The organism is Streptomyces sp. AM6-12, from assembly GCF_044327085.1.
In the GTDB taxonomy this organism is placed as follows: domain Bacteria; phylum Actinomycetota; class Actinomycetes; order Streptomycetales; family Streptomycetaceae; genus Streptomyces.
Window position 1 is genome coordinate 2,301,595 of record NZ_JBIQWN010000001.1, and the last position, 23,899, is coordinate 2,325,493.

At 72.5% G+C, this 23,899-nt stretch carries 22 protein-coding genes and 1 pseudogene; 12 read left to right on the plus strand and 11 right to left on the minus strand.

Going from position 1 to position 23,899, the window contains the following annotated elements:
• Positions 1-144 precede the first annotated feature (144 nt).
• The 6 genes from gcvT to ACE4Q9_RS10235 all read left to right on the plus strand — a co-directional run bounded on the left by gcvT (position 145) and on the right by ACE4Q9_RS10235 (position 5,653).
• Entirely contained in the window at positions 145-1,263 is a 1,119-nt protein-coding gene (gene gcvT, locus ACE4Q9_RS10210) for a glycine cleavage system aminomethyltransferase GcvT (protein WP_397983918.1), read from the plus strand.
• A 128-nt stretch (positions 1,264-1,391) separates the two neighbouring features.
• Positions 1,392-1,769: a glycine cleavage system protein GcvH gene (gene gcvH, locus ACE4Q9_RS10215; RefSeq protein ID WP_397983919.1), complete on the plus strand. Its 378-nt coding sequence runs from the start codon at positions 1,392-1,394 to the stop codon at positions 1,767-1,769.
• Between the two features lie 14 nt (positions 1,770-1,783).
• Positions 1,784-3,049 carry a serine hydroxymethyltransferase gene (glyA, locus tag ACE4Q9_RS10220; RefSeq protein WP_397983920.1) on the plus strand — a complete coding sequence of 422 codons (1,266 nt, stop codon included), beginning with the start codon at positions 1,784-1,786 and terminating at the stop codon, positions 3,047-3,049.
• Positions 3,050-3,108: 59 nt separating this feature from the next.
• Positions 3,109-4,476: an L-serine ammonia-lyase gene (locus ACE4Q9_RS10225; RefSeq protein WP_397983921.1), complete on the plus strand. Its 1,368-nt coding sequence runs from the start codon at positions 3,109-3,111 to the stop codon at positions 4,474-4,476.
• Positions 4,477-4,514: 38 nt separating this feature from the next.
• Positions 4,515-5,120 carry a GNAT family N-acetyltransferase gene (locus ACE4Q9_RS10230; protein ID WP_397983922.1) on the plus strand — a complete coding sequence of 202 codons (606 nt, stop codon included), beginning with the start codon at positions 4,515-4,517 and terminating at the stop codon, positions 5,118-5,120.
• Positions 5,099-5,653 carry a glycoside hydrolase family 25 protein gene (locus ACE4Q9_RS10235; RefSeq protein WP_397983923.1) on the plus strand — a complete coding sequence of 185 codons (555 nt, stop codon included), beginning with the start codon at positions 5,099-5,101 and terminating at the stop codon, positions 5,651-5,653. Before ACE4Q9_RS10230 ends, ACE4Q9_RS10235 begins: the two co-directional genes overlap by 22 nt.
• Before the next feature lie 52 nt (positions 5,654-5,705).
• Here ACE4Q9_RS10235 and ACE4Q9_RS10240 read toward each other — a convergent pair whose 3' ends face one another.
• Both ACE4Q9_RS10240 and ACE4Q9_RS10245 read right to left on the minus strand, forming a co-directional pair.
• Entirely contained in the window at positions 5,706-5,918 is a 213-nt protein-coding gene (locus ACE4Q9_RS10240; protein ID WP_397983924.1) for an EF-hand domain-containing protein, read from the minus strand.
• A gap of 59 nt (positions 5,919-5,977) precedes the next feature.
• The gene (locus tag ACE4Q9_RS10245; protein ID WP_397983925.1) at positions 5,978-6,889 is read right to left on the minus strand and encodes a MerR family transcriptional regulator; all 912 of its coding nucleotides are present in this window, start codon (positions 6,887-6,889) and stop codon (positions 5,978-5,980) included.
• Positions 6,890-6,937: 48 nt separating this feature from the next.
• On the opposite strand from ACE4Q9_RS10245, the gene ACE4Q9_RS10250 reads away from it, so the two are divergent.
• On the plus strand, positions 6,938-7,600 hold the full coding sequence (locus tag ACE4Q9_RS10250) for a GNAT family N-acetyltransferase (protein ID WP_397983926.1): 663 nt from the start codon (positions 6,938-6,940) through the stop codon (positions 7,598-7,600).
• Here the strand turns inward: ACE4Q9_RS10250 and ACE4Q9_RS10255 are convergent.
• The 6 genes from ACE4Q9_RS10255 to ACE4Q9_RS10280 all read right to left on the minus strand — a co-directional run bounded on the left by ACE4Q9_RS10255 (position 7,571) and on the right by ACE4Q9_RS10280 (position 13,934).
• Positions 7,571-8,758: a hypothetical protein gene (locus ACE4Q9_RS10255; protein ID WP_397983927.1), complete on the minus strand. Its 1,188-nt coding sequence runs from the start codon at positions 8,756-8,758 to the stop codon at positions 7,571-7,573. The two genes, ACE4Q9_RS10250 and ACE4Q9_RS10255, sit on opposite strands and share 30 nt — an antisense overlap.
• Entirely contained in the window at positions 8,758-9,555 is a 798-nt protein-coding gene (locus ACE4Q9_RS10260) for a polysaccharide deacetylase family protein (RefSeq protein ID WP_397983928.1), read from the minus strand. The genes ACE4Q9_RS10255 and ACE4Q9_RS10260 overlap by 1 nt, the downstream gene beginning before the upstream one ends.
• 70 nt (positions 9,556-9,625) lie before the next feature.
• A complete protein-coding gene (locus ACE4Q9_RS10265; protein WP_397983929.1) occupies positions 9,626-10,129 on the minus strand; it encodes an ATP-binding protein in 504 nt (167 codons plus the stop codon).
• Between the two features lie 324 nt (positions 10,130-10,453).
• Positions 10,454-11,221 (minus strand): enoyl-CoA hydratase/isomerase family protein, encoded by a 768-nt coding sequence (locus ACE4Q9_RS10270; protein ID WP_397983930.1) that lies wholly within the window; start codon positions 11,219-11,221, stop codon positions 10,454-10,456.
• Positions 11,222-11,322: 101 nt separating this feature from the next.
• Positions 11,323-12,540, minus strand: a complete 1,218-nt coding sequence (locus tag ACE4Q9_RS10275) for an Ig-like domain-containing protein (RefSeq protein ID WP_397983931.1) — start codon at positions 12,538-12,540, stop codon at positions 11,323-11,325.
• A gap of 170 nt (positions 12,541-12,710) precedes the next feature.
• Entirely contained in the window at positions 12,711-13,934 is a 1,224-nt protein-coding gene (locus ACE4Q9_RS10280) for an Ig-like domain-containing protein (protein ID WP_397983932.1), read from the minus strand.
• 268 nt (positions 13,935-14,202) lie between these two features.
• On the opposite strand from ACE4Q9_RS10280, the gene glgX reads away from it, so the two are divergent.
• The 5 genes and pseudogenes from glgX to ACE4Q9_RS10305 all read left to right on the plus strand — a co-directional run bounded on the left by glgX (position 14,203) and on the right by ACE4Q9_RS10305 (position 19,626).
• A complete protein-coding gene (gene glgX / locus ACE4Q9_RS10285; RefSeq protein WP_397983933.1) occupies positions 14,203-16,434 on the plus strand; it encodes a glycogen debranching protein GlgX in 2,232 nt (743 codons plus the stop codon).
• Positions 16,435-16,548: 114 nt separating this feature from the next.
• Positions 16,549-17,055, plus strand: coding sequence for a SigE family RNA polymerase sigma factor (locus ACE4Q9_RS10290; RefSeq protein ID WP_397983934.1), 507 nt, complete (start codon positions 16,549-16,551; stop codon positions 17,053-17,055).
• A gap of 3 nt (positions 17,056-17,058) precedes the next feature.
• Positions 17,059-17,547 (plus strand): hypothetical protein, encoded by a 489-nt coding sequence (locus tag ACE4Q9_RS10295; RefSeq protein WP_397983935.1) that lies wholly within the window; start codon positions 17,059-17,061, stop codon positions 17,545-17,547.
• A 28-nt stretch (positions 17,548-17,575) separates the two neighbouring features.
• A pseudogene (locus tag ACE4Q9_RS10300) lies at positions 17,576-18,352 on the plus strand (dolichyl-phosphate beta-glucosyltransferase); the annotation flags it as partial.
• 38 nt (positions 18,353-18,390) lie between these two features.
• Positions 18,391-19,626 (plus strand): hypothetical protein, encoded by a 1,236-nt coding sequence (locus ACE4Q9_RS10305; protein WP_397983936.1) that lies wholly within the window; start codon positions 18,391-18,393, stop codon positions 19,624-19,626.
• Here the strand turns inward: ACE4Q9_RS10305 and ACE4Q9_RS10310 are convergent.
• The 3 genes from ACE4Q9_RS10310 to ACE4Q9_RS10320 are packed head-to-tail and all read right to left on the minus strand — an operon-like array spanning position 19,559 to position 23,783.
• Entirely contained in the window at positions 19,559-20,131 is a 573-nt protein-coding gene (locus ACE4Q9_RS10310) for a GNAT family N-acetyltransferase (protein ID WP_397983937.1), read from the minus strand. The two genes, ACE4Q9_RS10305 and ACE4Q9_RS10310, sit on opposite strands and share 68 nt — an antisense overlap.
• A gap of 11 nt (positions 20,132-20,142) precedes the next feature.
• The gene (locus tag ACE4Q9_RS10315; protein WP_397983938.1) at positions 20,143-21,951 is read right to left on the minus strand and encodes an ABC transporter ATP-binding protein; all 1,809 of its coding nucleotides are present in this window, start codon (positions 21,949-21,951) and stop codon (positions 20,143-20,145) included.
• Complete coding sequence (locus ACE4Q9_RS10320; RefSeq protein WP_397983939.1) at positions 21,948-23,783, minus strand: ABC transporter ATP-binding protein; 1,836 nt, start codon at positions 23,781-23,783, stop codon at positions 21,948-21,950. The genes ACE4Q9_RS10315 and ACE4Q9_RS10320 overlap by 4 nt, the downstream gene beginning before the upstream one ends.
• Positions 23,784-23,899 lie beyond the last annotated feature (116 nt).

The following is a 23,899-nucleotide window of genomic DNA, read 5'->3' on the forward strand; positions in this document are numbered from 1 at the left end:
GCGGGCCGCCGCGACGGCGGCCCCACCCAAGGTGCAAGCCGTGGTCGCCCCCGTGGCGGTCCCGGCGAACCTCTCAGGTTCCGATGACAGATGGGGAGGAACGTTCCTCGCCCCATCCCTGTTGCCCTGGGAGACGACCGACCGATGAGCAGTACCGAACTCCGACACACCGCGCTGGACGCCGTGCACCGCTCGCTCGGTGCGACGATGACCGACTTCGCGGGCTGGGACATGCCGCTGCGCTACGGCTCCGAGCGCGACGAGCACCTGGCCGTGCGGACCAAGGCGGGTCTGTTCGACCTCTCCCACATGGGCGAGATCACCGTCACCGGCTCCGAGGCCGCCGCCTTCCTGAACACCGCCCTGGTCGGCAACATCGCCTCCATCGGTGTCGGCCGCGCCCGCTACACGATGATCGTGCGGGCCGACGGCGGCATCCTGGACGACCTGATCGTCTACCGGCTCGCCGAGACCGAGTACATGGTCGTGGCCAACGCCTCCAACGCCCAGGTGGTCCTGGACGCGCTGGCCGAGCGCTCCGGCGGCTTCGACGCCGAGGTCCGCGACGACCGGGACGCCTACGCCCTCCTCGCCGTCCAGGGCCCGGCCTCCCCCGGCATCCTGAAGTCCCTCACCGACGCCGACCTGGACGGTCTGAAGTACTACGCGGGCCTGCCCGGCACCGTCGCCGGCGTCCCCGCGCTGATCGCCCGCACCGGCTACACCGGTGAGGACGGCTTCGAGCTGTTCGTGAAGCCCGAGCACGCGGTCGAGCTGTGGCAGGCGCTGACCAAGGCGGGCGAGGGCGCCGGCCTGGTGCCCTGCGGCCTGTCCTGCCGGGACACGCTGCGCCTGGAGGCGGGCATGCCGCTGTACGGACACGAGCTGACCACCTCGCTGACCCCCTTCGACGCCGGACTCGGCCGGGTGGTCAAGTTCGACAAGGAGGGCGACTTCGTGGGGCGCGCGGCGCTCACCGAGGCCGCCGAGCGCGCCGCGCAGAACCCCCCGCGGGTCCTGGTCGGCCTGATCGCCGAGGGTCGTCGGGTGCCGCGCGCCGGGTACCCGGTGGTCGCGGACGGCAAGGTGATCGGCGAGGTCACCTCCGGCGCCCCCTCCCCCACCCTGGGCAAGCCGATCGCCATGGCCTACGTGGACGCCGCGCACGCCGCGCCCGGCACCGAGGGCGTCGGCGTGGACATCCGCGGCACCCACGAGCCCTACCAGGTCGTGGCGCTGCCGTTCTACAAGCGCCAGAAGTAGACAGCAGCCCCCTCGCGCCCCGCCCCCGCCGAGCGGCCGCGTGACCCTGCGCACATTCGCCCGCCCACCGGCGGTCACCGCGCTCCCCCCGTCATCACCACTCCCGCGCGTACAGGAGAATTCAGGCCATGAGCAACCCCCAGCAGCTGCGCTACAGCAAGGAGCACGAGTGGCTGTCGGCCGCCGGCGACGGCGTCTCGACGGTCGGCATCACCGAGTTCGCGGCCAACGCGCTCGGCGATGTGGTCTACGCCCAGCTCCCCGAGGTCGGCTCCACCGTTGAGGCGGGCGAGACCTGCGGTGAGCTGGAGTCCACCAAGTCGGTCTCCGACCTGTACTCCCCGGTCACCGGCGAGGTCACCGCGGTCAACGAGAACGTCGTCGACGACCCGTCGCTGGTGAACTCCGAGCCATTCGAGGGCGGCTGGCTGTTCAAGGTACGCGTCACGGAGGAGCCGGGCGACCTGCTCTCCGCCGCCGAGTACGACGCCCACATCGCCGGCTGAGGAGTCGTAGCCGTATGACTGTCCTGAACACGCCCCTGCACGAGCTGGACCCGGAGATCGCCGCCGCGGTCGACGCCGAGCTGCTCCGCCAGCAGTCCACGCTCGAGATGATCGCGTCCGAGAACTTCGCGCCGCTCGCGGTGATGGAGGCCCAGGGCTCGGTCCTCACCAACAAGTACGCCGAGGGCTACCCCGGCCGCCGCTACTACGGCGGCTGCGAGCACGTCGACGTGGCCGAGCAGATCGCCATCGACCGGATCAAGGAGCTGTTCGGCGCCGAGTACGCCAATGTGCAGCCCCACTCCGGCGCCTCCGCCAACCAGGCGGCCCTGTTCGCGCTGGCCCAGCCCGGCGACACCATCCTGGGCCTGGACCTGGCGCACGGCGGCCACCTGACCCACGGCATGCGGCTGAACTTCTCCGGCAAGCAGTTCAACGTGGTCGCCTACCACGTGGACGAGGAGAGCGGCCTGGTCGACATGGCCGAGGTCGAGCGGCTCGCCAAGGAGCACCGCCCCAAGGTGATCATCGCGGGCTGGTCCGCGTACCCGCGGCAGCTCGACTTCGCGGAGTTCCGCCGGATCGCCGACGAGGTCGAGGCGTACCTGTGGGTCGACATGGCGCACTTCGCCGGCCTGGTCGCCGCCGGTCTGCACCCGAACCCGGTCGAGCACGCGGACGTGGTCACCTCCACGACGCACAAGACCCTGGGCGGCCCGCGCGGCGGCATCATCCTCGCGAAGAAGGAGTTCGCGAAGAAGCTGAACTCCTCCGTCTTCCCGGGCTTCCAGGGCGGCCCCCTGGAGCACGTGATCGCGGCGAAGGCGGTGTCCTTCAAGGTCGCGGCCTCCGAGGAGTTCAAGGAGCGCCAGCGGCGTACGGTGGACGGTGCCCGCATCCTCGCCGAGCGCCTGACGGCCGACGACGCGCGCGCGGCCGGGATCAACGTGCTGTCCGGCGGTACGGACGTGCACCTGATCCTGGTCGACCTGCGCGCCTCCGAGCTGGACGGTCAGCAGGCCGAGGACCGGCTGCACGAGGTCGGCATCACGGTCAACCGCAACGCGGTCCCGAACGACCCGCGTCCCCCGATGGTCACCTCGGGCCTGCGGATCGGCACGCCCGCCCTCGCCACCCGCGGCTTCACGGCCGAGGACTTCGCCGAGGTCGCGGACGTGATCGCCGAGGCGCTGAAGCCGTCCCACGACGCTTCGGCGCTGAAGGCCCGGGTCGAGGCCCTGGCCGCCAAGCACCCGCTGTACCCGGGTCTGAGCAAGTAATCCCCCGGTGGGGCACCCGCCCATGGTCGGGTGCCCCACCACTGCCCCAAGGAGTGACCGTGGCCATCTCGGTCTTCGACCTGTTCTCGATCGGCATCGGCCCGTCCAGCTCCCACACGGTCGGCCCGATGCGCGCCGCGCGCATGTTCGCGCACCGGCTGCGCAACGAGGAACTGCTGGCCTCGGTCGCCTCCCTGCGCTGCGAGCTGTACGGCTCGCTGGGCGCGACCGGACACGGCCACGGCACCCCCAAGGCGGTGCTGCTCGGCCTGGAGGGCGACTCCCCGCGCACGGTCGACGTGGAGACCGCCGACGACAAGGTGGAGTCGATCAAGCGCTCGGGGCGGCTGTCGCTGCTCGGCGAGCACGAGATCGCCTTCTCCTTCGACGACGACCTGATCCTGCACCGCCGCAAGGCCCTGCCGTACCACGCCAACGGCATGACGATATGGGCGTACGACGCCTCCGGCGCGGAGCTGCTCACCAAGACGTACTACTCGGTCGGCGGCGGCTTCGTGGTGGACGAGGACGCGGTCGGCGCGGACCGGATCGTGCTGGACGACACGGTCCTGAAGTACCCCTTCCGCACGGGCGACGAGCTGCTGCGCCTGACGAAGGAGACCGGCCTGTCGATCTCCTCCCTGATGCTGGAGAACGAGCGGGCCTGGCGCACCGAGGACGAGATCCGCGCCGGTCTGCTGGAGATCTGGCGGGTGATGCGCGGGTGCGTGCAGCGCGGTCTGACCCGTGAGGGCATCCTGCCGGGCGGCCTCAAGGTCCGCCGCCGGGCGGCCGGTTCCGCCCGCCAACTGCGCGCCGAGGGCGAGCCGCTGGCGCGCGCGATGGAGTGGATCACGCTCTACGCGATGGCGGTGAACGAGGAGAACGCGGCCGGCGGCCGGGTGGTGACCGCCCCGACGAACGGCGCGGCCGGCATCATCCCCGCGGTGCTGCACTACTACATCAACTTCGTGCCGGGCGCGGACGAGGACGGCGTGGTCCGCTTCCTGCTGGCCGCGGGCGCGATCGGCATGCTGTTCAAGGAGAACGCCTCCATCTCCGGCGCCGAGGTCGGCTGCCAGGGCGAGGTCGGCTCCGCGTGCTCCATGGCCGCCGGCGCCCTCGCCGAGGTCCTGGGCGGCACCCCCGAACAGGTGGAGAACGCCGCCGAGATCGGCATGGAGCACAACCTGGGCCTGACCTGCGACCCGGTCGGCGGCCTCGTCCAGATCCCGTGCATCGAGCGCAACGGCATGGCTGCGGTGAAGGCGGTCACTGCGGCCAAGATGGCGATGCGCGGGGACGGTTCGCACATGGTCTCCCTCGACAAGGTCATCAAGACCATGAAGGAGACCGGCGCGGACATGTCGGTGAAGTACAAGGAGACCGCGCGGGGCGGGCTCGCGGTGAACATTATCGAGTGCTGACATTTACATGATCGGTCCGCGGCACAATCATGGCTTCCATGGACCGACCGAGTCAGCTCATCGAGTGCGCGGAATTCGCCCTCCGGCGTTTACGGGGCGAGCGTGATTTCGCTCAACTGTTCACGCTGATAGTGGAATCCAGGGATCATCTGCGGCCGTGGATGCCCTGGGCCGACGGTCACGACGAGCAGAGCACGCGAGAACTGCTGGCGCGTTCCGAGGCGAAGTGGGAGAGCGGGGAGCTGTACAACTACGCCGTCGAAACGGACGGCCGGCTCGTCGGGATGTGCCAGGCGTACCGCGCCGAGCCCCGTGGGCTGCGGCTGGGGTACTGGCTGCATCCCGCAGCCGTGGGACGGGGCATCGCGACGCGGGCGACGGCGGCGCTGGCCGGGGAGCTGTTCGCGCTGCCGGACGTGGACTACCTGGAGATCGCGCATGACTTGGCGAACGCCCCCAGTCGCGCCGTTCCGCGCCGACTGGGCTTCACCGAGCTCCGGCGTGAGCAGGCGCCCGGGCCGGCGGCGCCGTCGGGCTGCGGTATCGACGCGATCTGGCGTCTGAATCGCCCCGCGACCGGGGGCAAGTTTCCGGGGGGCCCTGCGGGGGGCACAAACTCTGCATGCTCCACGGCATCGACGTAAGTTCTTTCCAGTCCACGTCATATGACACGGACGGCCTTTCCTTCGTCTTCATGAAGGCGACCGAGGGCCGTTCGTATGTGAACCCCCGCCTCACCGCGCAGACCAAGACCGGCCGTGACGCCGGACTGGTCGTGGGTTTCTACCACTTCCTGTGGCCGGGCGATCTTTCGGCCCAGGCCGACTACTTCCTCCAGCACGCGCCGGAGCGCTCCGGTGACATCCTCGCCGTCGACTGGGAGCCCACCAGCGACGGTTCCCATGCCAGCAACGCGGAGAAGGACTCCTTCATCCGCAAGCTGAAACAACTGCGCCCGCACAACCGGGTCGTGCTCTACACCAACCGAGACTTCTGGCTGAACATCGACCGCACCTCGTATGCGGGCGACGGCCTGTGGATCGCCGACTACGTCACCGCGGGCAAGCCCCGCATCAAGGCCAAGTGGCGCTTCCACCAGTACGCGAGCCAGCCCCTCGACAAGGACGTGGCCGACTTCTCGTCCAAGGCGGCGCTGAAGGAGTGGGCGGCCGGCTGACGCACGCAGGGGTGCCCGTTCCCGTGAGACGGGGCACCCCTGCCGGCCCGTGTCACTTGTTCAGGTAGGTCCAGAACTCGTCGAAGGACAGGACCTGGTCGCCGTTGAGGTCACGGGACTTGATGATGGCCTCCGCGACCGTGTCGGTGACGTTCCAGTCGCCGCCCTGGGCCAGGGCGGACTTGAACTCGGCGGCGGTGATGAAACCGTCTCCGTCCGCGTCGATCCGCTGGAATTCCTTGCGTGCTTCCTCGATGTCCGCCACCGATCCGCCCCTTTTGTTCGTGTTTCTTGTGCCGTGCAGGCGTACTGACGCTGGTCAGATTAGCTGTCCGTGCGGGCACGCAGTGCCGCGACCACCCAGGCGAAGTCCTCGGCGTGCGGCGGCGCGGGGACGCGGTTGACCAGGGCGACGAGTTCGCGGTAGCGGGCGACCCGGTCGTTGAAACCGGCCGCCATGCGCTCCAGGACGTCCTCGTACGCCGCGTCGCCGAAGAGGTCGTGCAGCACCGGCTCCGCCGCCGGTGACTCGGGGGCGACGCCCCGCTCGCGGGCCGGGGCCACCAGTTCCACCAGCCGCTTGGCGAACCAGAGCGAACGGCCGCGCCCCTCCCCCGGCGCCCCGTCCGCCGCGTTGAGCTCCATCGCCCGGCGCATCTGCGCGCGGAACTCCGGGTCCTGGAGCATCTCCGCCAGCTCCACCCACGCGTCCACCTCCTCCGGCGTGGGGTCGTCCGCCAGGTCCACCGTGGTGGCGCGCAGCCGCTCGCGCACCTCGGGGTCCACCGCGTCGAGCCCCTGGAGGGCCTCCGCCACGAACTCCGCCATGATCCGCTGCCGTTCGGCCGCCGACAGCCGGGCCAGTTTGTTCATCAGGGTCGTCTCCCTCGCACTCGAACCGCGCCTCGCGACCGACGACAGCACCGCACGGGTCACCTTCAGCGACCTGATCTGCGCGTCCAGCGCGGCCACGTGCGCCGCCGCGACCTGTGCCACGGTCCGCTCTCCCGTCAGCACCCGTCGCACGTCGTCCAGGCCGAGCCCCAGCTCGCGCAGGGTCCGGATCAGCTCAAGCCGGGCGACGCTCGGGGCGTCGTACAGCCGGTAGCCGCCCGAGGAGCGGGTCACCGGGGTGAGCACGCCCTCGTCGGACCAGTAGCGGATGGTGCGCACGGTCAGTCCGGTGGCCCGTGCCAGCTCGCCGATGGTGAGAAGTCCGGTGCCGTCGTCGTTCATGTCTGGGAGTCTGGGCCTTCCAGCGGGTGGAGACTCAAGGGGGGCGTCTTGGCGGCCTTGCGGGAGATTCTCGACGGTGCGGTCCGGGGCGTGTTCCCGCCGACGGACGGGGGTACGACGGTCCTGCCGCAGCCCTCGCCGCGGCACGCGGGCGTGCTGGCGTTCACCGCGCACTCCGTCGTCGTCACGGACGAGGACCCGGCGTGGGTGTACGAGGCGCTGCGCGGCCCGGACTGCGATCCGTTGGCCGCCGCCCTGCACCCGCGCTTCCTGACCGCGCTGCTGGAGCGCACCGGGCGGCGGGCGGAGACGGTCGACGCGGTGCTGGCGGCCACCCCGCTCCCCGGCGCGCCCCCGCTCGCCCTGACGGAGATCCGGGACGCCGGTCATCCCCGCATCCGCTACGCCCGCGAGCGCCGCGAGGCGGTGCGGGCCTGGCGGGCGGCGGGCGGGGTGCTGGTGACGGGGCGTGGGATGGCCGGGCGGCTGGAGGTCTCGGTGGAGGTGGACGAGGCGGCGCGGGAGAGGGGTCTGGGGCGGCTGCTGGCGGGCGCGGCCCGGCACCTGGTGGGCGAGCCGCTGTGGGCGCAGGTGGCGCCGGGGAACGCCCGGAGTCTGCGGGCGTTCCAGGCGGCCGGCTACGCGTCCGTCGGCGCGGAGCTGCTGCTCCAGCCCCCCGCCTCAGCGGAAGACGCCCGTGTGACCCAGTGAGTAGCGGCCCGGCTGGGGGTAGACCGCGAGGCCGTGCGGGCCGCTGCCGACCGGGATGCGGGCCAGTTCCCGGCCGGTGCGGGTGTCGATGGCGTACACCTCGGCGTCGTAGCGGCCGGAGAGCCACAGGACCTTGCCGTCGGCGGAGACGCCGCCCATGTCGGGGCTGCCGCCGCCGGGCAGCTCCCACTTCTTGGTGAGCTTGTTCCGGGCGAAGTCGAAGACGGAGATGCTGCCCTCGCCCCGGTTGGAGATGTACATCTCGCGGGAGTCGCGGCTGACGTAGAGGCCGTGCGCGCCCTTGCCGGTGGCGAGGAAGGCCGGCTTGGTGAAGCGGTCGCCGTCCAGGACCCACACGCCGTTCGCCATCATGTCGGCGATGTAGAAGCGCTTGCCGTCCGGGGAGACCTTGACGTCCTGCGGCATGGAGCCGTGCACGGGCAGCTTCTGCTGGCCGACCACCCGCATCCCCGCGGTGTCGACCTTCAGGATCTCGCCGCTGAACTCGCAGGAGACGATGAAGTAGCGGCCGTCGCGGGAGAAGTCCGCGTGGTTGACGCCGTAGCAGTCGACCGGCACCGCCTTGACGGTCTTCATGGTGTGGGCGTCGCGGAAGACGAGCTGGCGGTCCATGGAGGCCATGACGACCGCGTACTTGCCGTCGGGCGTGAAGTACAGGTTGTACGGGTCATGCACGGCGACCGGCTTGCCCGCCTTGCCGGTGCGCGGGTCGAGGGGGGTGAGGCTGTTGCCGAGGTCGTTGTTGACCCAGAGGGTCTTCAGGTCCCAGGAGGGCACCACGTGCTGGGGCTGGCGGCCGACCGGGATGGTGTCGATGACCTTGTAGGTCTTCGGGTCGATGACGGTGACGGTGTCGGAGTTGGTGTTGGGCACGTACACCCGTGAGGGGAAGTCCCTGACCACCGGGGAGAGCAGGCCCGGCCGGTCCGCCGCGTAGACGTCCGCGGGGTCCTGGACCGGGGGCATGCCGGGCAGCACGTTCACCCGCGCCTGGTCCACCTGGGGCTGGGCCGGCGGCTTGCTGCCGAGGCTCTGGGTCGCGTGCCGTGCGCCCTGCCCGCTGCACGCGGACACCAGGGCCAGGGCGGCGAGGGCGGCACCGGCGGCCAGCCGGCGGGCGGCTTTCGTGGTTCGCATCAGCTCAGCAGCTCCGTGGTGGTGACGGCGCGCAGGTGGCGGCGGCCGAGTTCCGTGAGGACGTCGGGGAGGGCGGCGACCGTGTCCTCGTACCCGAAATGCAAACTCACCACCGACCCCTCGCGCACCTCCGAGAGGACCTTGCGGGTGACGGCGGCGGCGCCGGGGCGGGTGTAGTCGAGCGAGTCGACGTCGTACGACAGTACGTGCGGGTAGCCCGTTTGGCGGGCCAGTTCCGCGACGAGCGCCGACGCCGTCGGGGAGCGGGAGGGGCGGAACCAGGTGCCGATGGAGCCGGTGAGCCGGCGGAGCCGGTCGGCGCAGTCGGCGATCTCCTTGCGGGCGTCGGCCTCGGCGAGGTCGTTGACGGAGATGTGGTGCTGGGTGTGGTTGCCGAGGTCGTGGCCGCCGTCGAGGATGCGGCGGGCGATGCCGGGGTGTTCGTCCAGCCAGGTGCCGACGGCGAGCACGGTCAGACGGGCGCCGTGCCGTTCGGCTCTGGTGAGCAGGGTGCGGGCGAGGTCCGGGTCGCCCTGGCCGTGGAAGGTGAGCGCGACCTGCGGGCGGGTGCGGGGGCCGTGGGTGATCTGGGCGGGCAGGCCGGGGTAGGCGCGGGGGGCCGGGGCGGTGGACGCGCGCACGGTGGCGGAGGGGGCCTGCGGGGTGGTGGGGGACGCGGTGGCGGCGGCCGGGGCGGCCGGGCCGCTCGCGCAGCCGGCGGCGAGCGCGCCGCCCGCGAGCAGCCCGGCGCCCGCGCGCAGCGCGTCGCGGCGGTTGGTGGTGGTCACGCGCGCCATTTAAGGGACGAAAGGTAAGAAACGCGCGTTTTGTCCGAATTGACGTCCAGGGGCGCGCCGCGGCCGCCGCCTACCGCTCGTTCACCCGGATCTCGAACCACGTCGTCTTGCCGCGCGGCAGCAGGTCGACGCCCCAGCGGTCGGACAGCTTGTCGACCAGGAACAGGCCCCGGCCGCTGACGTCCAGCTCCTGGACCGGCATCAGGCAGGGCAGCCCGCGGGAGGGGTCGCGCACCTCGACGCGCATCCAGCCGGGGCGGCAGCGCATGCGCAGGCCGAAGACGCGGGCGCCGGTGTGCCGTACCGCGTTGCCGACCAGTTCGGACACGAGCAGGACCGTATCCTCGGCCAGCTTGGGGGTGAGCCGCCAGGTGCGCAGGACGACGACCTGGGCGAGGCGGCGGGCGGTGGCGGCGGATTCCGGGCGGGAGGGCAACTGCACCTCGCGCTCCGTCGGATTGCCGAACAGTTCGAGCGCCTTGAGCGCCTGTTCGTCCTCGACCGTGGGCGACCAGCGTGCCGCGGATGCGCGGCTGTGTCCCCGCGGCTGTTCGATGCCCTCCAGCCCCGCCATGCCCCCATGATGGCCGTCGCAAGCCGTCTTGGGGGCCGTTCCGGAGGAATACGCCCCCCGTACGCCCCCGCTGCACACCGCGCATCCGGCATATGCCGACGGCATGTCACTGGCCGGTACACCCCGGCTGAGCTGCGAGGACGACTCACTTCCGGGCAATCGCGGGGCTCCCTCGACCGGACAGACTTAAGGGTGCTTTAAGGCTCCCATAATCCGCCCCATCGAGGGACCCGTATGAGACGACACGTCAACTGGTGGTGGACTAAAGGGAGTTCGGTCCACGTTTCAAAGAACTCCGGAGAGCATTCGCCAACCCCGCTTCGTCTAGGCGAACTTGGCCTTGCCCGGCCCCTCCTCCACGAAGCTGCGCATGCCGCGCTCGCGGTCCTCGGTGGCGAACAGACCCGCGAACCAGTTGCGTTCGACGGCGAGCCCGGTGTCGATGTCGGTCTCCAGACCGACGTCGACGGCCTCCTTCGCCGCGCGCAGCGCGACGGCCGGGCCCTGGGCGAGCCTCGCCGCCCAAGCGTGCGCCTGCTCGTAGACCTCGGCGGCCGGGACGACCCGGTCCACCAGGCCGATCGCGAGGGCCTCCTCGGCCTTGACCATGCGGCCGGTGAAGATGAGGTCCTTGGCCTTGGAGGGGCCGACCAGGCGGGGCAGGCGCTGGGTGCCGCCGGCGCCGGGGATCAGGCCGAGCAGGATCTCGGGCTGGCCGAGCTTGGCGTTGTCGGCGGCGATGCGGAAGTCGGCGCACAGGGCGAGTTCGCAGCCGCCGCCGAGGGCGTAGCCGGTGACGGCGGCGACGACGGGCTTGGGGATGCGGGCGACGGCGGTGAAGGCGTCCTGGAGGCCGCGGGAGCGCAGGACCATCGCGGTGTGGTCCATGTTCTGCATCTCCTTGATGTCCGCGCCCGCCGCGAACACCCGTTCCCCGCCGTAGATCACCACGGCGCGTACGTCCTCGCGGCGCGTGGCCTCCTCGGCGAGTTCCCTCAGCCGGTCCTGGGTGGCGACGTCCAGCGCGTTCATCGGGGGGCGGTCGAGACGCAGCGTGCCGACGCCTTCGGCGACATCGAGTGTGACGGTCATACGGCCCAGGTTAACGGCGACTAACGGCGGCGGGCCCGGTGCCGTAGGTCACAGCACCGGGCCCGCACACCGTTCGGGGCGCGCCCCGAAGGGGAGATGGGCTACTTCTTCCAGTCCGCCCAGGACATGTTCCACCCGTTGAGCCCGTTCGCCGGGTCCACGGTCTTCTCGTGGGAGTTCTTGACGACGACCACGTCACCGAGGATCGAGTGGTCGAAGAACCAGGCGGCCGGCGTCGAGGAGTCGTAGCCGCCCTTGACGTCGCGCAGGCCGATGCAGCCGTGGCTGGCGTTGTAGTTGCCGAAGGCGCCGCCGCCCCAGTAGTTGCCGTGCGCGAAGGTGCCGGAGGTGGTCAGGCGCATGGCGTGCGGGACGTCCTTGATGTCGTACTCGCCGCCGTAGCCGACCGTGTCGCCGTTCATCCGGGTCACGGCCAGCTTCTCGCTGATGACCATCTGGCCGTTCCAGGTGTCGTAGCCGGGCTTGCCGGTGGTCACCGGGAGGGTCTTGATCACCTTGCCGTCGCGGGTGACCTTCATCGTGTGCCTGCTCGCGTCCACGACGGAGACCTGGGCGCGGCCGATGGTGAAGGACACCGTCTTGTGCTGCTTGCCGTAGACGCCGTCGCGGCCCTCGACGCCGTCGAGGTCGAGGTCGACGGTGACTTTGGTGCCGGGCTTCCAGTAGTGCTCGGGGCGGAAGTCGAGGCGGTCGTTGCCGAACCAGTGGCCCTCGACGTCGACCGGCGGGTCCGTCTTGATCTTGATGGACTTCTCGACGGCGCCGGGGTGGGTGATGCCCCGCGAGAAGTTGACGGAGAACGGCATGCCGACGCCGACGGTGGAGCCGTCCTCGGGCGTGAAGTAGCCGGTGAAGGTGGCCTTCGGGGTCAGGGTGGTGAAGCTGGAGTCCTTGGTGGTGGCCTTGCCGTCGGTGTCCTTGGCGACGGCGTGCACCGTGTACCTGGTGCCGGCGGCCAGATGGGCGGAGGGCGTCCAGGAGGCGCCGTCGGCGGTGATGCTGCCGTCGACCTTCGCGCCCTTGGCGTCCTTGACGGTGACCTCGGTCAGTTTGCCGCGGGCCGCGCTGACTTTGAGGGCGCCGTCGGTGGCGACGCCCGTGGCACCCTGCTCCGGGGCGATGCTGACGTCGGCCGTGGCGGGCCGGCCCTGCTGGGTCGCGGCGCCCTTGCCGTCGTCCTTGCCGCCCCCGCCCCCGCCGCACGCCGCGAGCGCGAGCACCAGGGAGCCGGCTATGAGCCCCCCGGCCGCGCGCCGCCGCCTCGCCACCGACGCCCCCGATATCGGCCGCACGTTCACGTCGTTCTCCCCTCGCAGGGCCTGCCCGGCCCGCTCCCCACCACAGTTGGTGCGCGCATATTAACTGCCCTGATGTGAGCGGGATGTCAGGCGTCGGTCACCGTTCCGTCGCAACGTCCGCCTGCCACCCGAACCGTCCCCCCGCGCACCGCCCGTGGCCGTCCACGTGGTTATTTCACCGCGGAACCCGCCTTCCATGCCTGCCAGGACAGGTTCCACCCGCCGAACCCGTTACCGGGGTCGACGGTCTTGTCCTGGCTGTTGACGATCTCCACGACGTCACCGACGAGGCTGCGGTCGAAGAACCACCCGGCGGGGGTGTCCGAACTGCCGCCCTGGACGTCCCTGAGCCCCACACAGCCATGGCTGACGTTGGCCACGCCGGGGGCGGTCGGGTCCCAGTAGTTGCCGTGCAGGAAGGTGCCGGAGTCGGTGAGCCGCATGGCGTGCGGCACGTCGGGGATGTCGTACTCGCCGCCGAAACCGACCGTCTGACTGTTCATCCGGGTCTCCTCCAGCATCTCCATCACCACCATCTTGCCGTTGTAGGTGGGGTTCTCCGGGGCGCCCGCGGTGATCGGGACGGTGGCCAGCAGCCGGCCGTCGCGCCGCACCTGCATGGTGTGCGCCGCCGCGTCGACCAGGGAGACCTGGCTGCGCCCGATGGTGAAGGAGAAGGTCTTGGACTGAAGTCCGTAGACCCCCTTGGCGGCCTCCACGTCCCGCAGGGCGAGGTCGACGGTGACCTTGGTGCCGGGCTTCCAGTAGTGCTCGGGGCGGAAGTCGAGGCGGTTCTTGCCGAACCAGTGCGCCCGGACCTCCACCGCTGGCCGCGCGGTGATCCGCACCGCGCGTTCGACGGCGGCCTTGTTCACGATGTCCGTGCTGAAGGCCAGGGAGACGATCTCCCCGGTGCCGACGAGGGAGCGGTTCTCCGGGGTGGCGTAGGCGATGAACCTCTTGTCGGGGACGTAGGTGGTGAAGGAGGCGTGCCGGGCCGAGCGGCGCCCGGCGGAGTCCAGCGCCACCGCGTCCACGGTGTACCGGGCGGCGAGCGCCAGCCGGTCGTCGTCCGGCCGCCAGATCAGCCCGTCGGAGCTGAGGTGGCCGCGCACCGGGGTGGCCCGCGCGTCCTGTTCCCTGACGACCTTCACCTTCTCCAGGCGGCCGTCGGGCACACTCACCCGCAGCCGCCGGCTCTGCGGGACCGCCCTGCTGCCGTCGTCCGGGGCGATCCGGATCGTGTCCTTGGGTGCCGAAGTCCCGCCGGGTCTGCCGCCCAGGCCCAGCGGGCCCGAGCCGCCCGCGGAGCATCCGGCCAGCAGTCCGGCCCATGTCAGTACGGCCGCCAGTGCGGCCCCCGCGCGCCGTGCGCGCCCATGTACGTGCCTCACGCGCTGCTCAACGACCGGGCATGCTCCGGGGAAACGTGAGTGCGAGCCATGCGGTGGGCAGAACTGTGGGAAGGACGACACGTCAGGGAGCCGACCGCCGCGCCCGCACCGGAGCCGAGGGGCGCGGCCGCACCGGGCGGCCGGGTTCGCCGGCGGCCCGGAGCGCCGGGCCGCGCCGGGTCCGTCCGGGTGCCTTCGGGCCCGCCCGGCGGCCCGGCGCGCGGGGCTGCGCCGCTCCCGGCCGAGCCACTGGAAGAGGGGCCGACAGGTGACGAGCGCAGCCGAGCAGCGGGCACCGGCCGGAGGGCGGGCCGTGGTGCCCTCGACGAACGGCGCCCGGCGCGCCCCGGTGCCCGCCCCGGCGGTGTGGCCGGGGTCGCCGACCCCGTTGGGGGCCCGGTTCCGGGTCGGTCCGGACGGGGTGGCGGGCACCAACTTCGCGCTGTGGGCGGCCGGGGCGCAGGCGGTCCGGCTGTGCCTGTTCGACGCGGACGGCCGGGAGATACGGGTGCCGCTGACCGAGCTGACGCACGAGATCTGGCACGGCTTCGTGCCGGGTGTGCTGCCCGGACAGCGGTACGGCTACCGGGTGGACGGCCGCTGGGACCCGTGGACCGGCGCCCGCTGGAACCCCGCCAAGCTGCTCCTCGATCCGTACGCCCGCGCGGTGGACGGCGAGTTCACCCTGCCGGCCGAGGTGTACGGCCATGTGCGGGACTGGCCGGAGCAGCACGCCGCCGACACGGTGCGCGACGACCGGGACTCGGCGCCGTACGTCCCCAAGGGTGTCGTCGTCCACGATGACGACGACTGGTCCGACGACCGCCGCCCCAAGACGCCCTGGGCGGACTCGGTCATCTACGAGCTGCACGTCCGCGGCTTCACCAAGCTGCACCCCGGCATCCCCGAACACCTGCGCGGCACCTACGCGGGGCTCGCCCACCCGGCCGCGATCGAGCACCTGGTGAAGCTCGGCGTCACGGCCGTGGAGCTGCTGCCGGTCCACCAGTTCGCGCACGAGGACCACCTGCTGCGCCGGGGCCTGGCCGACTACTGGGGCTACAACTCCATCGGCTACTTCGCCCCGCACGCCGGCTACGCCGCCTCCGGTACGGCCGGGCAACAGGTCGGCGAGTTCAAGCGGATGGTACGCGCGCTGCACGCGGCCGGCATCGAGGTCATCCTCGACGTGGTCTACAACCACACCGCGGAGGCCGGGGAGCTGGGGCCGACGCTGTCCCTCAAGGGCATCGACAACCGCGCCTACTACCGGCTCCAGGACGACGCCCGCCGCTACGCCGACTACACCGGCTGCGGCAACACGCTGCACGTGGTCCGGCCCCAGGTGCTGCGGCTGATCACCGACTCCCTGCGCTACTGGGTGACCGAGATGGGCGTGGACGGCTTCCGCTTCGACCTGGCGGCGGCGCTCGCCCGCTCGATGCACGACGTGGACATGCTCTCCCCCTTCCTCGCGGTGATCGCCCAGGACCCGGTGCTGCGCCGGGTCAAACTCATCGCCGAGCCCTGGGACATCGGCTCGGGCGGCTACCAGGTGGGCGCCTTTCCGCCGCTGTGGGCCGAGTGGAACGACCGGTACCGGAACACCGTGCGGGACTTCTGGCGGCACGCGCTGCCCGATGTGCGCGAGATGGGCTACCGGCTCTCCGGCTCCAGCGACCTGTACGCCTGGGGCGGGCGCCGCCCGTACGCCTCCGTCAACTTCGTCACCGCGCACGACGGTTTCACGCTGCGCGACCTGGTGTCGTACGAACGCAAGCACAACGAGGCCAACGGCGAGGAGAACCGGGACGGCACCGACGACAACCGGTCCTGGAACTGCGGCGCGGAGGGCGAGACGGCGGACGAGCGGGTGCGTGCCCTGCGCCGCCGCCAGCTGCGCAATCTGCTGACCACGCTGCTGCTGTCCACCGGCGTGCCCATGCTGGTGGCAGGCGACGAGCTGGGGCGCACCCAGGGCGGCAACAACAACGCGTACTGCCAGGACAACGCGACGAGCTGGCTCGACTGGTCGCTGCTGGAGGAGCCGGGCTGGCGGGCCCTGTTCGCCCTCGCCGCCCGGCTGATCGCGCTGCGCCACCGGCATCCGGTGCTGCGCCGCCGCGCCTTCTTCTCCGGGCGGGCGCAGACCGCGGACGGGCTGCGGGACCTGGCCTGGTTCACGGCGCGGGGCGCGGAGATGACCGAGGCCGACTGGTACGCGCCCGCGGCCACGCTCGGCATGTACCTGTCCGGGCGGGACATTCCGGGCCGCGACGAGCGGGGCGCGCGGGTGGTGGACGACAGCTTCCTCGCCGTGCTGCACGCGGGCGAGACCCCGACCGGCTTCGTGCTGCCGGGTCCGCCCTGGGCCGAGCGGTACGAGGTGGTGGTGGACACCTCCCGCGAGGACCAGTCGGCGGCGCCCGGCACGGTGCACCCGGCGGGCGCGGAACTCACGGTGCCGGAGCGGGCGGTGCTGCTGCTGCGGGTCGTCTGAGCCTGTGCGCGGACTGTGCGTGACGTGGATCACGCACGTCCGGTGCAGCGCGCGCGGGGGTCCAGGGCCTTACCTCTGGTGAGAAGCGCCGGCGAGAGACGAGGACCCGTGGGAATGGAGCAGGCTCGGGCCGGTGAGTACGACGCGTTCGTGGCGGCCCGCTGGTCGGTCCTGTGCCATCTGGCCCGTCTGCTCACCGGGGGCGATCGGCATCGGGCCGAGGACCTGTTGCAGGAGTCCCTGGTCAAGCTGTGGTTCGCCTGGCCGAGGGTGGCCGACCAGGCGCCGGAGGCGTATGTGCGCACCGTGCTGGCGCGGGCGGCGGCCCGTTCGGCGCGGCGGCGCTGGTGGGGCGAGCGGCCCGTGGAGCAACTGCCCGAGGTGGCGGCGGCCGGCGACCTGTCGGCGGCCGTGGCCGAGCGCTCCCGGCTGGAGGCGGCGCTCGCACAGCTGACGCCGCGGCAGCGGGCCGCCGTGGTGCTGCGCTACTACCAGGACATGCCCGACCGGCAGGTCGCCGAGACGCTCGGCTGCCCGGTCGGCACCGCACGCTCCCACGCCGCGCGCGGGGTGGCCCGGCTGCGGCAACTGCTGTCGGACGTCATCGAGCCGGTGGGGTGAGTGATGAAGCTCGGTAATCACACGGACGCGACCGGCGAGGCCGAGGGGCCCGACGGGACCGGCGGGGGGTCCGGCGGGCCCGACGGATTCGAGCAGGGGCTGGCGCGGCTGATGCACGGGACGCTGGAGCCGGCGCCGTTCGAGGCGCGGCACCGGGAGCGGCTGCGCGCCCGCGTGCGTACCCGGCGCCGGGTGCGGGCGGTCTGCCGGGCCGCCGGTTCCGCGGCGGTGGTCGCGGGGCTCGGCCTCGGGCTGTTCCTGTGGCCGCACGGGCCCACCGAGGTGCGGCCCGGCGCGCCGGGGCCCCGGCCCACGACCAGTCCGGCGCCCTCGCCGTCGGCCGCGCCGAGCACCACGCCGACCGCTCCGCCCACGTCGGCCCCGGATGCGTCGTCGAGTTCGACGAGTTCGGTACCGCCCGGCGCTCCCAGTACGGCCCCGACCACCTCGTACCCGCCGCCGCCCACGACCACCACGACCACCGCCAGGTGACACCGAACGGGGATCCCCTTTGCTCAGCATCCGACCGGGCCGGTATTCCGCGCCAGCCCAGGCCCCGGCGCCCCGCCGCGCCCCGCTGCCCACCCACCACGTCGAGCCCGTACTGGACCTGGTCGTCCCGGTGTTCAACGAGGAGAAGGACCTGGAGCCGAACGTCCGGAGGCTGCACGCGCATCTGCGGGACACCTTCCCCTACCCCTTCCGGATCACGATCGCCGACAACGCGAGCACCGACGGCACCGAGCGCATCGCGGCCCGACTCGCCCTGGAGATAGCCGAGGTGGCCTCGCTCCGGCTGCCGGTGAAGGGCCGCGGCCGGGCGCTGCGGGCGGCCTGGTCGGGTTCGCGCGCGCCGGTGCTGGCGTATCTGGACGTCGACCTGTCCACGGGGCTCGCGGCGCTGCTGCCGCTCGTCGCGCCGCTCATCTCCGGCCACTCCGACCTGGCCATCGGCACCCGGCTGGCGTCCGGCGCGCAAGTGGTGCGCGGGCCCAAGCGGGAGGTGATCTCGCGGTGTTACAACGTGCTGCTGCACTGGACGCTCGCCGTCGGCTTCTCGGACGCGCAGTGCGGGTTCAAGGCGGTGCGCCGCGAGGCCGCCGAGCGGCTGCTGCCGCTGGTGCGGGACGAGGAGTGGTTCTTCGACACCGAGCTGCTGGTGCTCGCCGAGCGGGCCGGGCTCAGGATCCACGAGGTGCCGGTGGACTGGGTGGACGACCCGGACAGCAGCGTCGACATCCTGGCCACCGCGCTGGCCGACCTGCGCGGGATCGCCCGGATGCGGCGCACCCTGGCGGCCTCGGTGCCGCGCGCCCGCCGTCCCCGCCCGGCCGCGTGACCGCGACCCTGCCGCGGCCCCTCGCCCCGGCCCTCGCGCCCGGCTCCCGGCTGCGCGCCGCCGCCCGCCGGCACGGCCCGGTCCTCGGCGTGTTCGGCGCGCTGAAGCTGGCCGGGTTCCTCTCCTTCATGTACCTGCTGTCCGCCGCCGGTGACTACCGGGGCAAGGACCCCCGCTTCGGCGGCGGGGCGCACGCCTGGGACGTGCTGGCCACCTGGGACGGCTGGTGGTACCAGCAGATCGCGCTGCACGGCTACGACCCGAAGCTCGTCCCCGTGCCGGGCGCCACCGGGATGATCACGCTGGAGGGCAACTCGGCGGCGTTCTTCCCGCTGTACCCGGCGCTGATCCGGATGGCCTCCGCGGTGACCGGCCTCGGCTCGTACGGCGCCGGGCTGCTGGTGTCGATCCTCGCGTCGTTCGCGGCCGCGCTCGGCGTCTACGCGGTGGCGGAACGCTTCGGCGGACGCCGCGCGGGGCTCGCCGCGGCCGGCCTGTGGGCGGTGTGGCCGGGCTCGGGCGTGGAGTGGGCGGTCTACTCGGACTCCCTCTACGTGGCCCTGGCCGTCTGGGCCTGCCACGCCGTGCTGACCCGCCGCTGGCTCACCGCCGGGGTGCTCACCTTCGCGGCCGGCCTCAACCGGCCCACGGCCGGGGCCCTGATCGCCGCGCTCGCGGTGGCCGCGCTGCTGGCGGTGCGCCGGGGCGAGGACGGAGTGGCGCGCCCGCTGGCCGCGCTGGCGCTGGCCCCGCTCGGACTGCTCGGCTACCTGCTCTGGGTCGGCGACCGGATGGGCGACCTCGGCGGCTACTTCAAGCTCCAGTCGGGGGCGTGGGCGCACCGCTTCGACTACGGCAGCCAGACCCTGGACGTGCTGCGCTCGGTACCGGTGGGCCGGTTCGGCGACTACCTGTTCGCCTACCCCTACGCGGACATGATCGGCGTCGCCGTGGTGCTGCTCGCCCTCACGCTGCTCCCGCTGCTGATCCGGCTGCGCCCGCCGGTGGTACTGGTCGTGTACACCGTCCTCACCCTGGCCCTGGTCCTCGGCAGCCAGCAGATCTTCGCCAACGTCTCGCGCTACCTGCTCCCCTGCTTCCCCCTCTTCCTGCCGCTCGCCACCGCGCTTCGCCGGCTGTCGCTGCCGATGCTGTGCACCGTGCTCACCTTCGCGGCCCTGGCCTCGGGTTCGTACGCGGGGTACGCGCTGTTCGAGCTGGGGGTGCCGTAGCCCAGAGCACCTCGCCGTCCGTGCTCCGGTCCGTCGGCCGCAGGCCGAGGGACCGGGCGATGCCCTTGGACGCCTCGTGTCCGGGATGGATGTGCGCGGTCAGCCGGTCCGCCCCGCGGGCGCGCAGCCACGCGGCCATGGCGAGCGCGCCCTCCTGTCCGTAGCCCTCGCCCTGGTGGCCGACGCCGATCACCCAGGCGAGTTCGGCCTCCGTGTGGTCCCCGTCCGATGCCTGGAGGGTGGCCTGCACGGTGCCGACGAGCCGCCCGTCCGCGCGCCTGCGCAGCATCCAGTTCAGCCAGCCCTGCGAGCCGTCCGGGGAGTGCCCGGCCGACTGGCGCCGGTACCTGGCCTCCAGTTCGGCCAGGGTGGCGGGTGCGCCACCGGTCCAGGTGTGCAGTCGTACGTCGTCGAAGACGCGCACCGCCTCCGCCGCGTGCGCGACGCGCAGGGGTTCGAGGCGCAGGCGGGGCGTGTCGAGGGGGGTGGCGGTCGGCCGGATCACGAGTCTCCCGTTCAGGCCAGGCTGTCCTGCCACGCCTGGTGCAGGTCGGCGAAGCTGCCGGTGCCCGCGATGAGTTCGGCGGGTGAGCCGTCCTCGATGACGCGGCCGTCGGCCATCACCAGGACGCGGTCGGCGATCTCCACGGTGGACAGGCGGTGGGCGATGACCACGGCGGTACGGCCGCGCAGGACGGTGGACATGGCGCGCTGGACGGCCCGTTCGCCGGGGATGTCCAGGGAGCTGGTGGCCTCGTCCAGGATGAGGACGGCCGGGTCGGCGAGCAACGCGCGCGCGAAGGCGACGAGTTGGCGCTGGCCCGCGGAGATACGGCCGCCGCGCTTGCGCACGTCGGTGTCGTAGCCGTCGGGCAGCGCGCTGATGAACTCGTGGGCGCCGATCACCTTCGCGGCCCGCTCGATCTCCGCCCTGGAGGCGTCCGGGCGGCCGATCGCGATGTTGTCCGCGACGGTCCCGGAGAACAGGAACGCCTCCTGGGTCACCATCACCACCCCGCGCCGCAGCTCGGCCGTGGGCAGGTCGCGCAGGTCCACCCCGTCGAGCAGCACCCGGCCCCGCGTGGGGTCGTAGAAGCGGGCGAGCAGCTTGGCGAGCGTGGACTTGCCGGCGCCGGTGGAGCCGACCACCGCCACCGTCTGCCCGGCCGGCAGGGTCAGGTCGAAGCGGGGCAGCACCTCGCCGCCGGTGCGATAGGCGAACGCGACCCCCTCGAACCGCACCTCGCGGCCGGGGAACCCGCCGCGGGCGGGCGGGAGTTCGGCCGGGGTGGCCGGCTCCGGCACGGACGGCGTCCGGGCGAGCAGGCCCGCGATCTTCTCCAGGGAGGCGGCGGCCGACTGGTAGGAGTTCAGGAACATCCCGAGCCGGTCGATCGGGTCGTACAGGCGGCGCAGGTAGAGCACCGCCGCCGCCAGCACGCCCAGCTCCAGCGAGCCGGACGCCACCCGGTAGGCGCCCCAGAGCACGATGCCCGCGACCGCCGTGTTGGCGACCAGCCGGGAGCCCACCACATACCGGGCCATCTCCAGCATCGAGTCCCCGTTGGTCCGCTCGTGGGCGTGGTTCAGCTCGGCGAACGCGGCGTCGTTGGCCGCCTCCCGGCGGAAGGCGCGCACCGGGCGGATGCCGTTCATGGTCTCCACGAACTTCACCATCACCGCCGCGATCGCCGTCGACCGGGACCGGAACACCCGTCCCGCGCGCCGCTGGTAGAGCCGGATGAGGAAGTACAGCGGGACGAAGGACGCCACCGCGACCGCGCCGAGCCCGAGGTCCAGCCACAGCAGCATGGCCGAGATGTAGACGAAGGACAGGACGACCGTCACCAGTTCCTGGAGCCCGTCCTCCATCAGCTCCCGCAGCGACTCGACGTCGGTGGTGGAGCGGGAGATCAGCCGCCCGGAGGTGTACCGCTCGTGGAAGTCGATGCTGAGCGCCTGCGCGTGCCGGAAGATCCGCCCGCGCAGGTCGAGCAGGACGTCCTGGCTGACCCGCGCGGACTGCCGTACGAACGCGACCTGGAGGCCGCCGGAGAGCAGCGCGCACAGCAGATAGCCGGCGCCCACCGCGATCAGCGGAGCGTACCGGTGGTCCCGGAACGCCGGTACGGCGCGGTCGATGGCGTACGCCACCAGCAGCGGGCCCACCTGCACGGCGGCCTGCTGGAGCAGCACCAGGGCGGCGGCCAGGGCGGCGCGGGCCTTCATCGGTGCGAGCAGCGAGCGCAGCAGGGCGGCGGTGGCGCCGGGCGGGGAGGGCAGTACGTCCCGGTCGAAGGGGTTCTCGGGGCTGGTGGCGGTCAACGGGAATCCTCCTCGCCGGACATGAGGTGCGCGTATTCGGCGTTGCCGCGCAGCAGCTCCTGGTGCGTGCCCACGGCCGCGATCCGGCCGCCGGAGAGCAGCGCCACCCGGTCGGCGAGCAGCACGGTGGAGGGGCGGTGCGCGACGATCAGCGCGGTGGTGTCCGCGAGCACCCGGCGCAGCGCGGCCTCCACGGCGGCCTCGGTGTGCACGTCCAGCGCGGACAGCGGGTCGTCGAGGACCAGGAACCGAGGGCGGCCGACGACGGCCCGTGCCAGCGCGAGCCGTTGCCGCTGACCGCCGGAGAGGCTGAGGCCCTGCTCGCCGACGCGGGTGCCGGTGCCCTGGGGCAGCGCGTGCGCGAACTCGGCCTGCGCGATGGCGAGGGCGCGGTCGAGCTCGTCCCCGCCGGTGCCGTCCGTGGCGCCCATGAGGACGTTCTCGCCGACGGTGGCGGAGAAGAGGGTGGGTTCCTCGAAGGCCACGGCGACCTTCGCGCGCAGCTCCTCGCGGGGCATGGCGGTGATGTCGACGCCGTCGAGGGTGATACGGCCCGAGGTGACCTCGTGGAGACGGGGGACGAGGGCGGTGAGCGTGGTCTTGCCGCTGCCGGTGGCGCCGACGAGGGCCATGGACTCGCCGGGGCGGATGTGCAGGTCGATGTGGTGGAGGAGGGGCGGGGAGCCGGGGGGCGCGTCGGGGTAGCGGAACCGGACGCCCTCGAACCGGAGCCCGGCAGTCGCTTTGGCCGCGGGCAGTCGTGCCGCTGGGGCGGCACGGGTGGGCGCGGCGGCACCCGGCGAGCGCCGGTGAGCGTCCCCGCCCCCGGCCGGTTCTTCCTCCGGTGCCTCGTCCATCGCCTCGAAGTACCGTTCCGTGGCGGTGGCCGCCTCCTGGCTCATCGCCAGCAGGAACCCGATCGACTCCACGGGCCAGCGCAGCGCGAGGGCCGTACTGAGGAAGGCCACCAGCGTGCCCGCCGACAGGTTCCCGTCCGCGACCTGGACCGCGCCCAGCACCAGCGCCACCCCGATCGCCATTTCGGGCAGGGCGACGATGACACCCCAGATCACCGCCAGCAGCCGCGCCTTGCGCAGCTCGGTCCCCCGCAGTTCCGCACAGAGGGTGGCGAACGCCCGCGCCTGGCTGCGGTGCCGACCGAACCCCTTGATGACGCGGATGCCGAGCACGCTCTCCTCGACCAGCGTGGTCAGGTCCCCCACCTGGTCCTGGGCCCGCCGCGCCGCCCGCGCGTACCGCCCCTCGAAGACCACGCACGTCCACAGCACCGGCACCGCGGGCACCAGCACGACCAGCCCGAGCAGCCAGTCCTGGGCCAGCATGATGGCCACGCCGACCAGGATCGTGACGCCGTTGACCAGCAGGAACGTCAGCGGGAAGGCGAGGAACATGCGCAGCAGCATCAGATCGGTGGTGCCCCGCGACAGCAGCTGACCGGATGCCCACCGGTCGTGGAAGGCGACGGGCAGCCGCTGGAGATGCCGGTACAGATCGGCCCGCATCCGCGCCTCGACGTGCGACAGCGGCCGGGCCACGAGCCAGCGCCGGATGCCGAACAGCACCGCCTCGGCGATCCCGAGCAGCAGCAGGTACAGCGCGCCGAGCCAGACCCCCGCCGGGTCCCGGCCAGCGACGGGGCCGTCCACCATCCACTTGAGGACGAGCGGGATCACCAGGCCCGTGCAGGAGGCGACGATCGCGACGAGGGCCGCGGTGAGCAGCCGCGCCCGCACCGGCCGCACATACGGCCACAGCCGCAGCAGGCTGCGCACGGCGGATCTGTCCTGGGCGGTTTCACGTGTCGTGGGCATCGCGAACGAGCGTACGGAGCGGCACCCGGATCGCCCACCGAGTTTTGACTGGCCCCCGCTCCGCCGCTGGTCCTACGCCCCCGGGCGCCCGTCGGGTCGTAGTCCGGCATCAACCG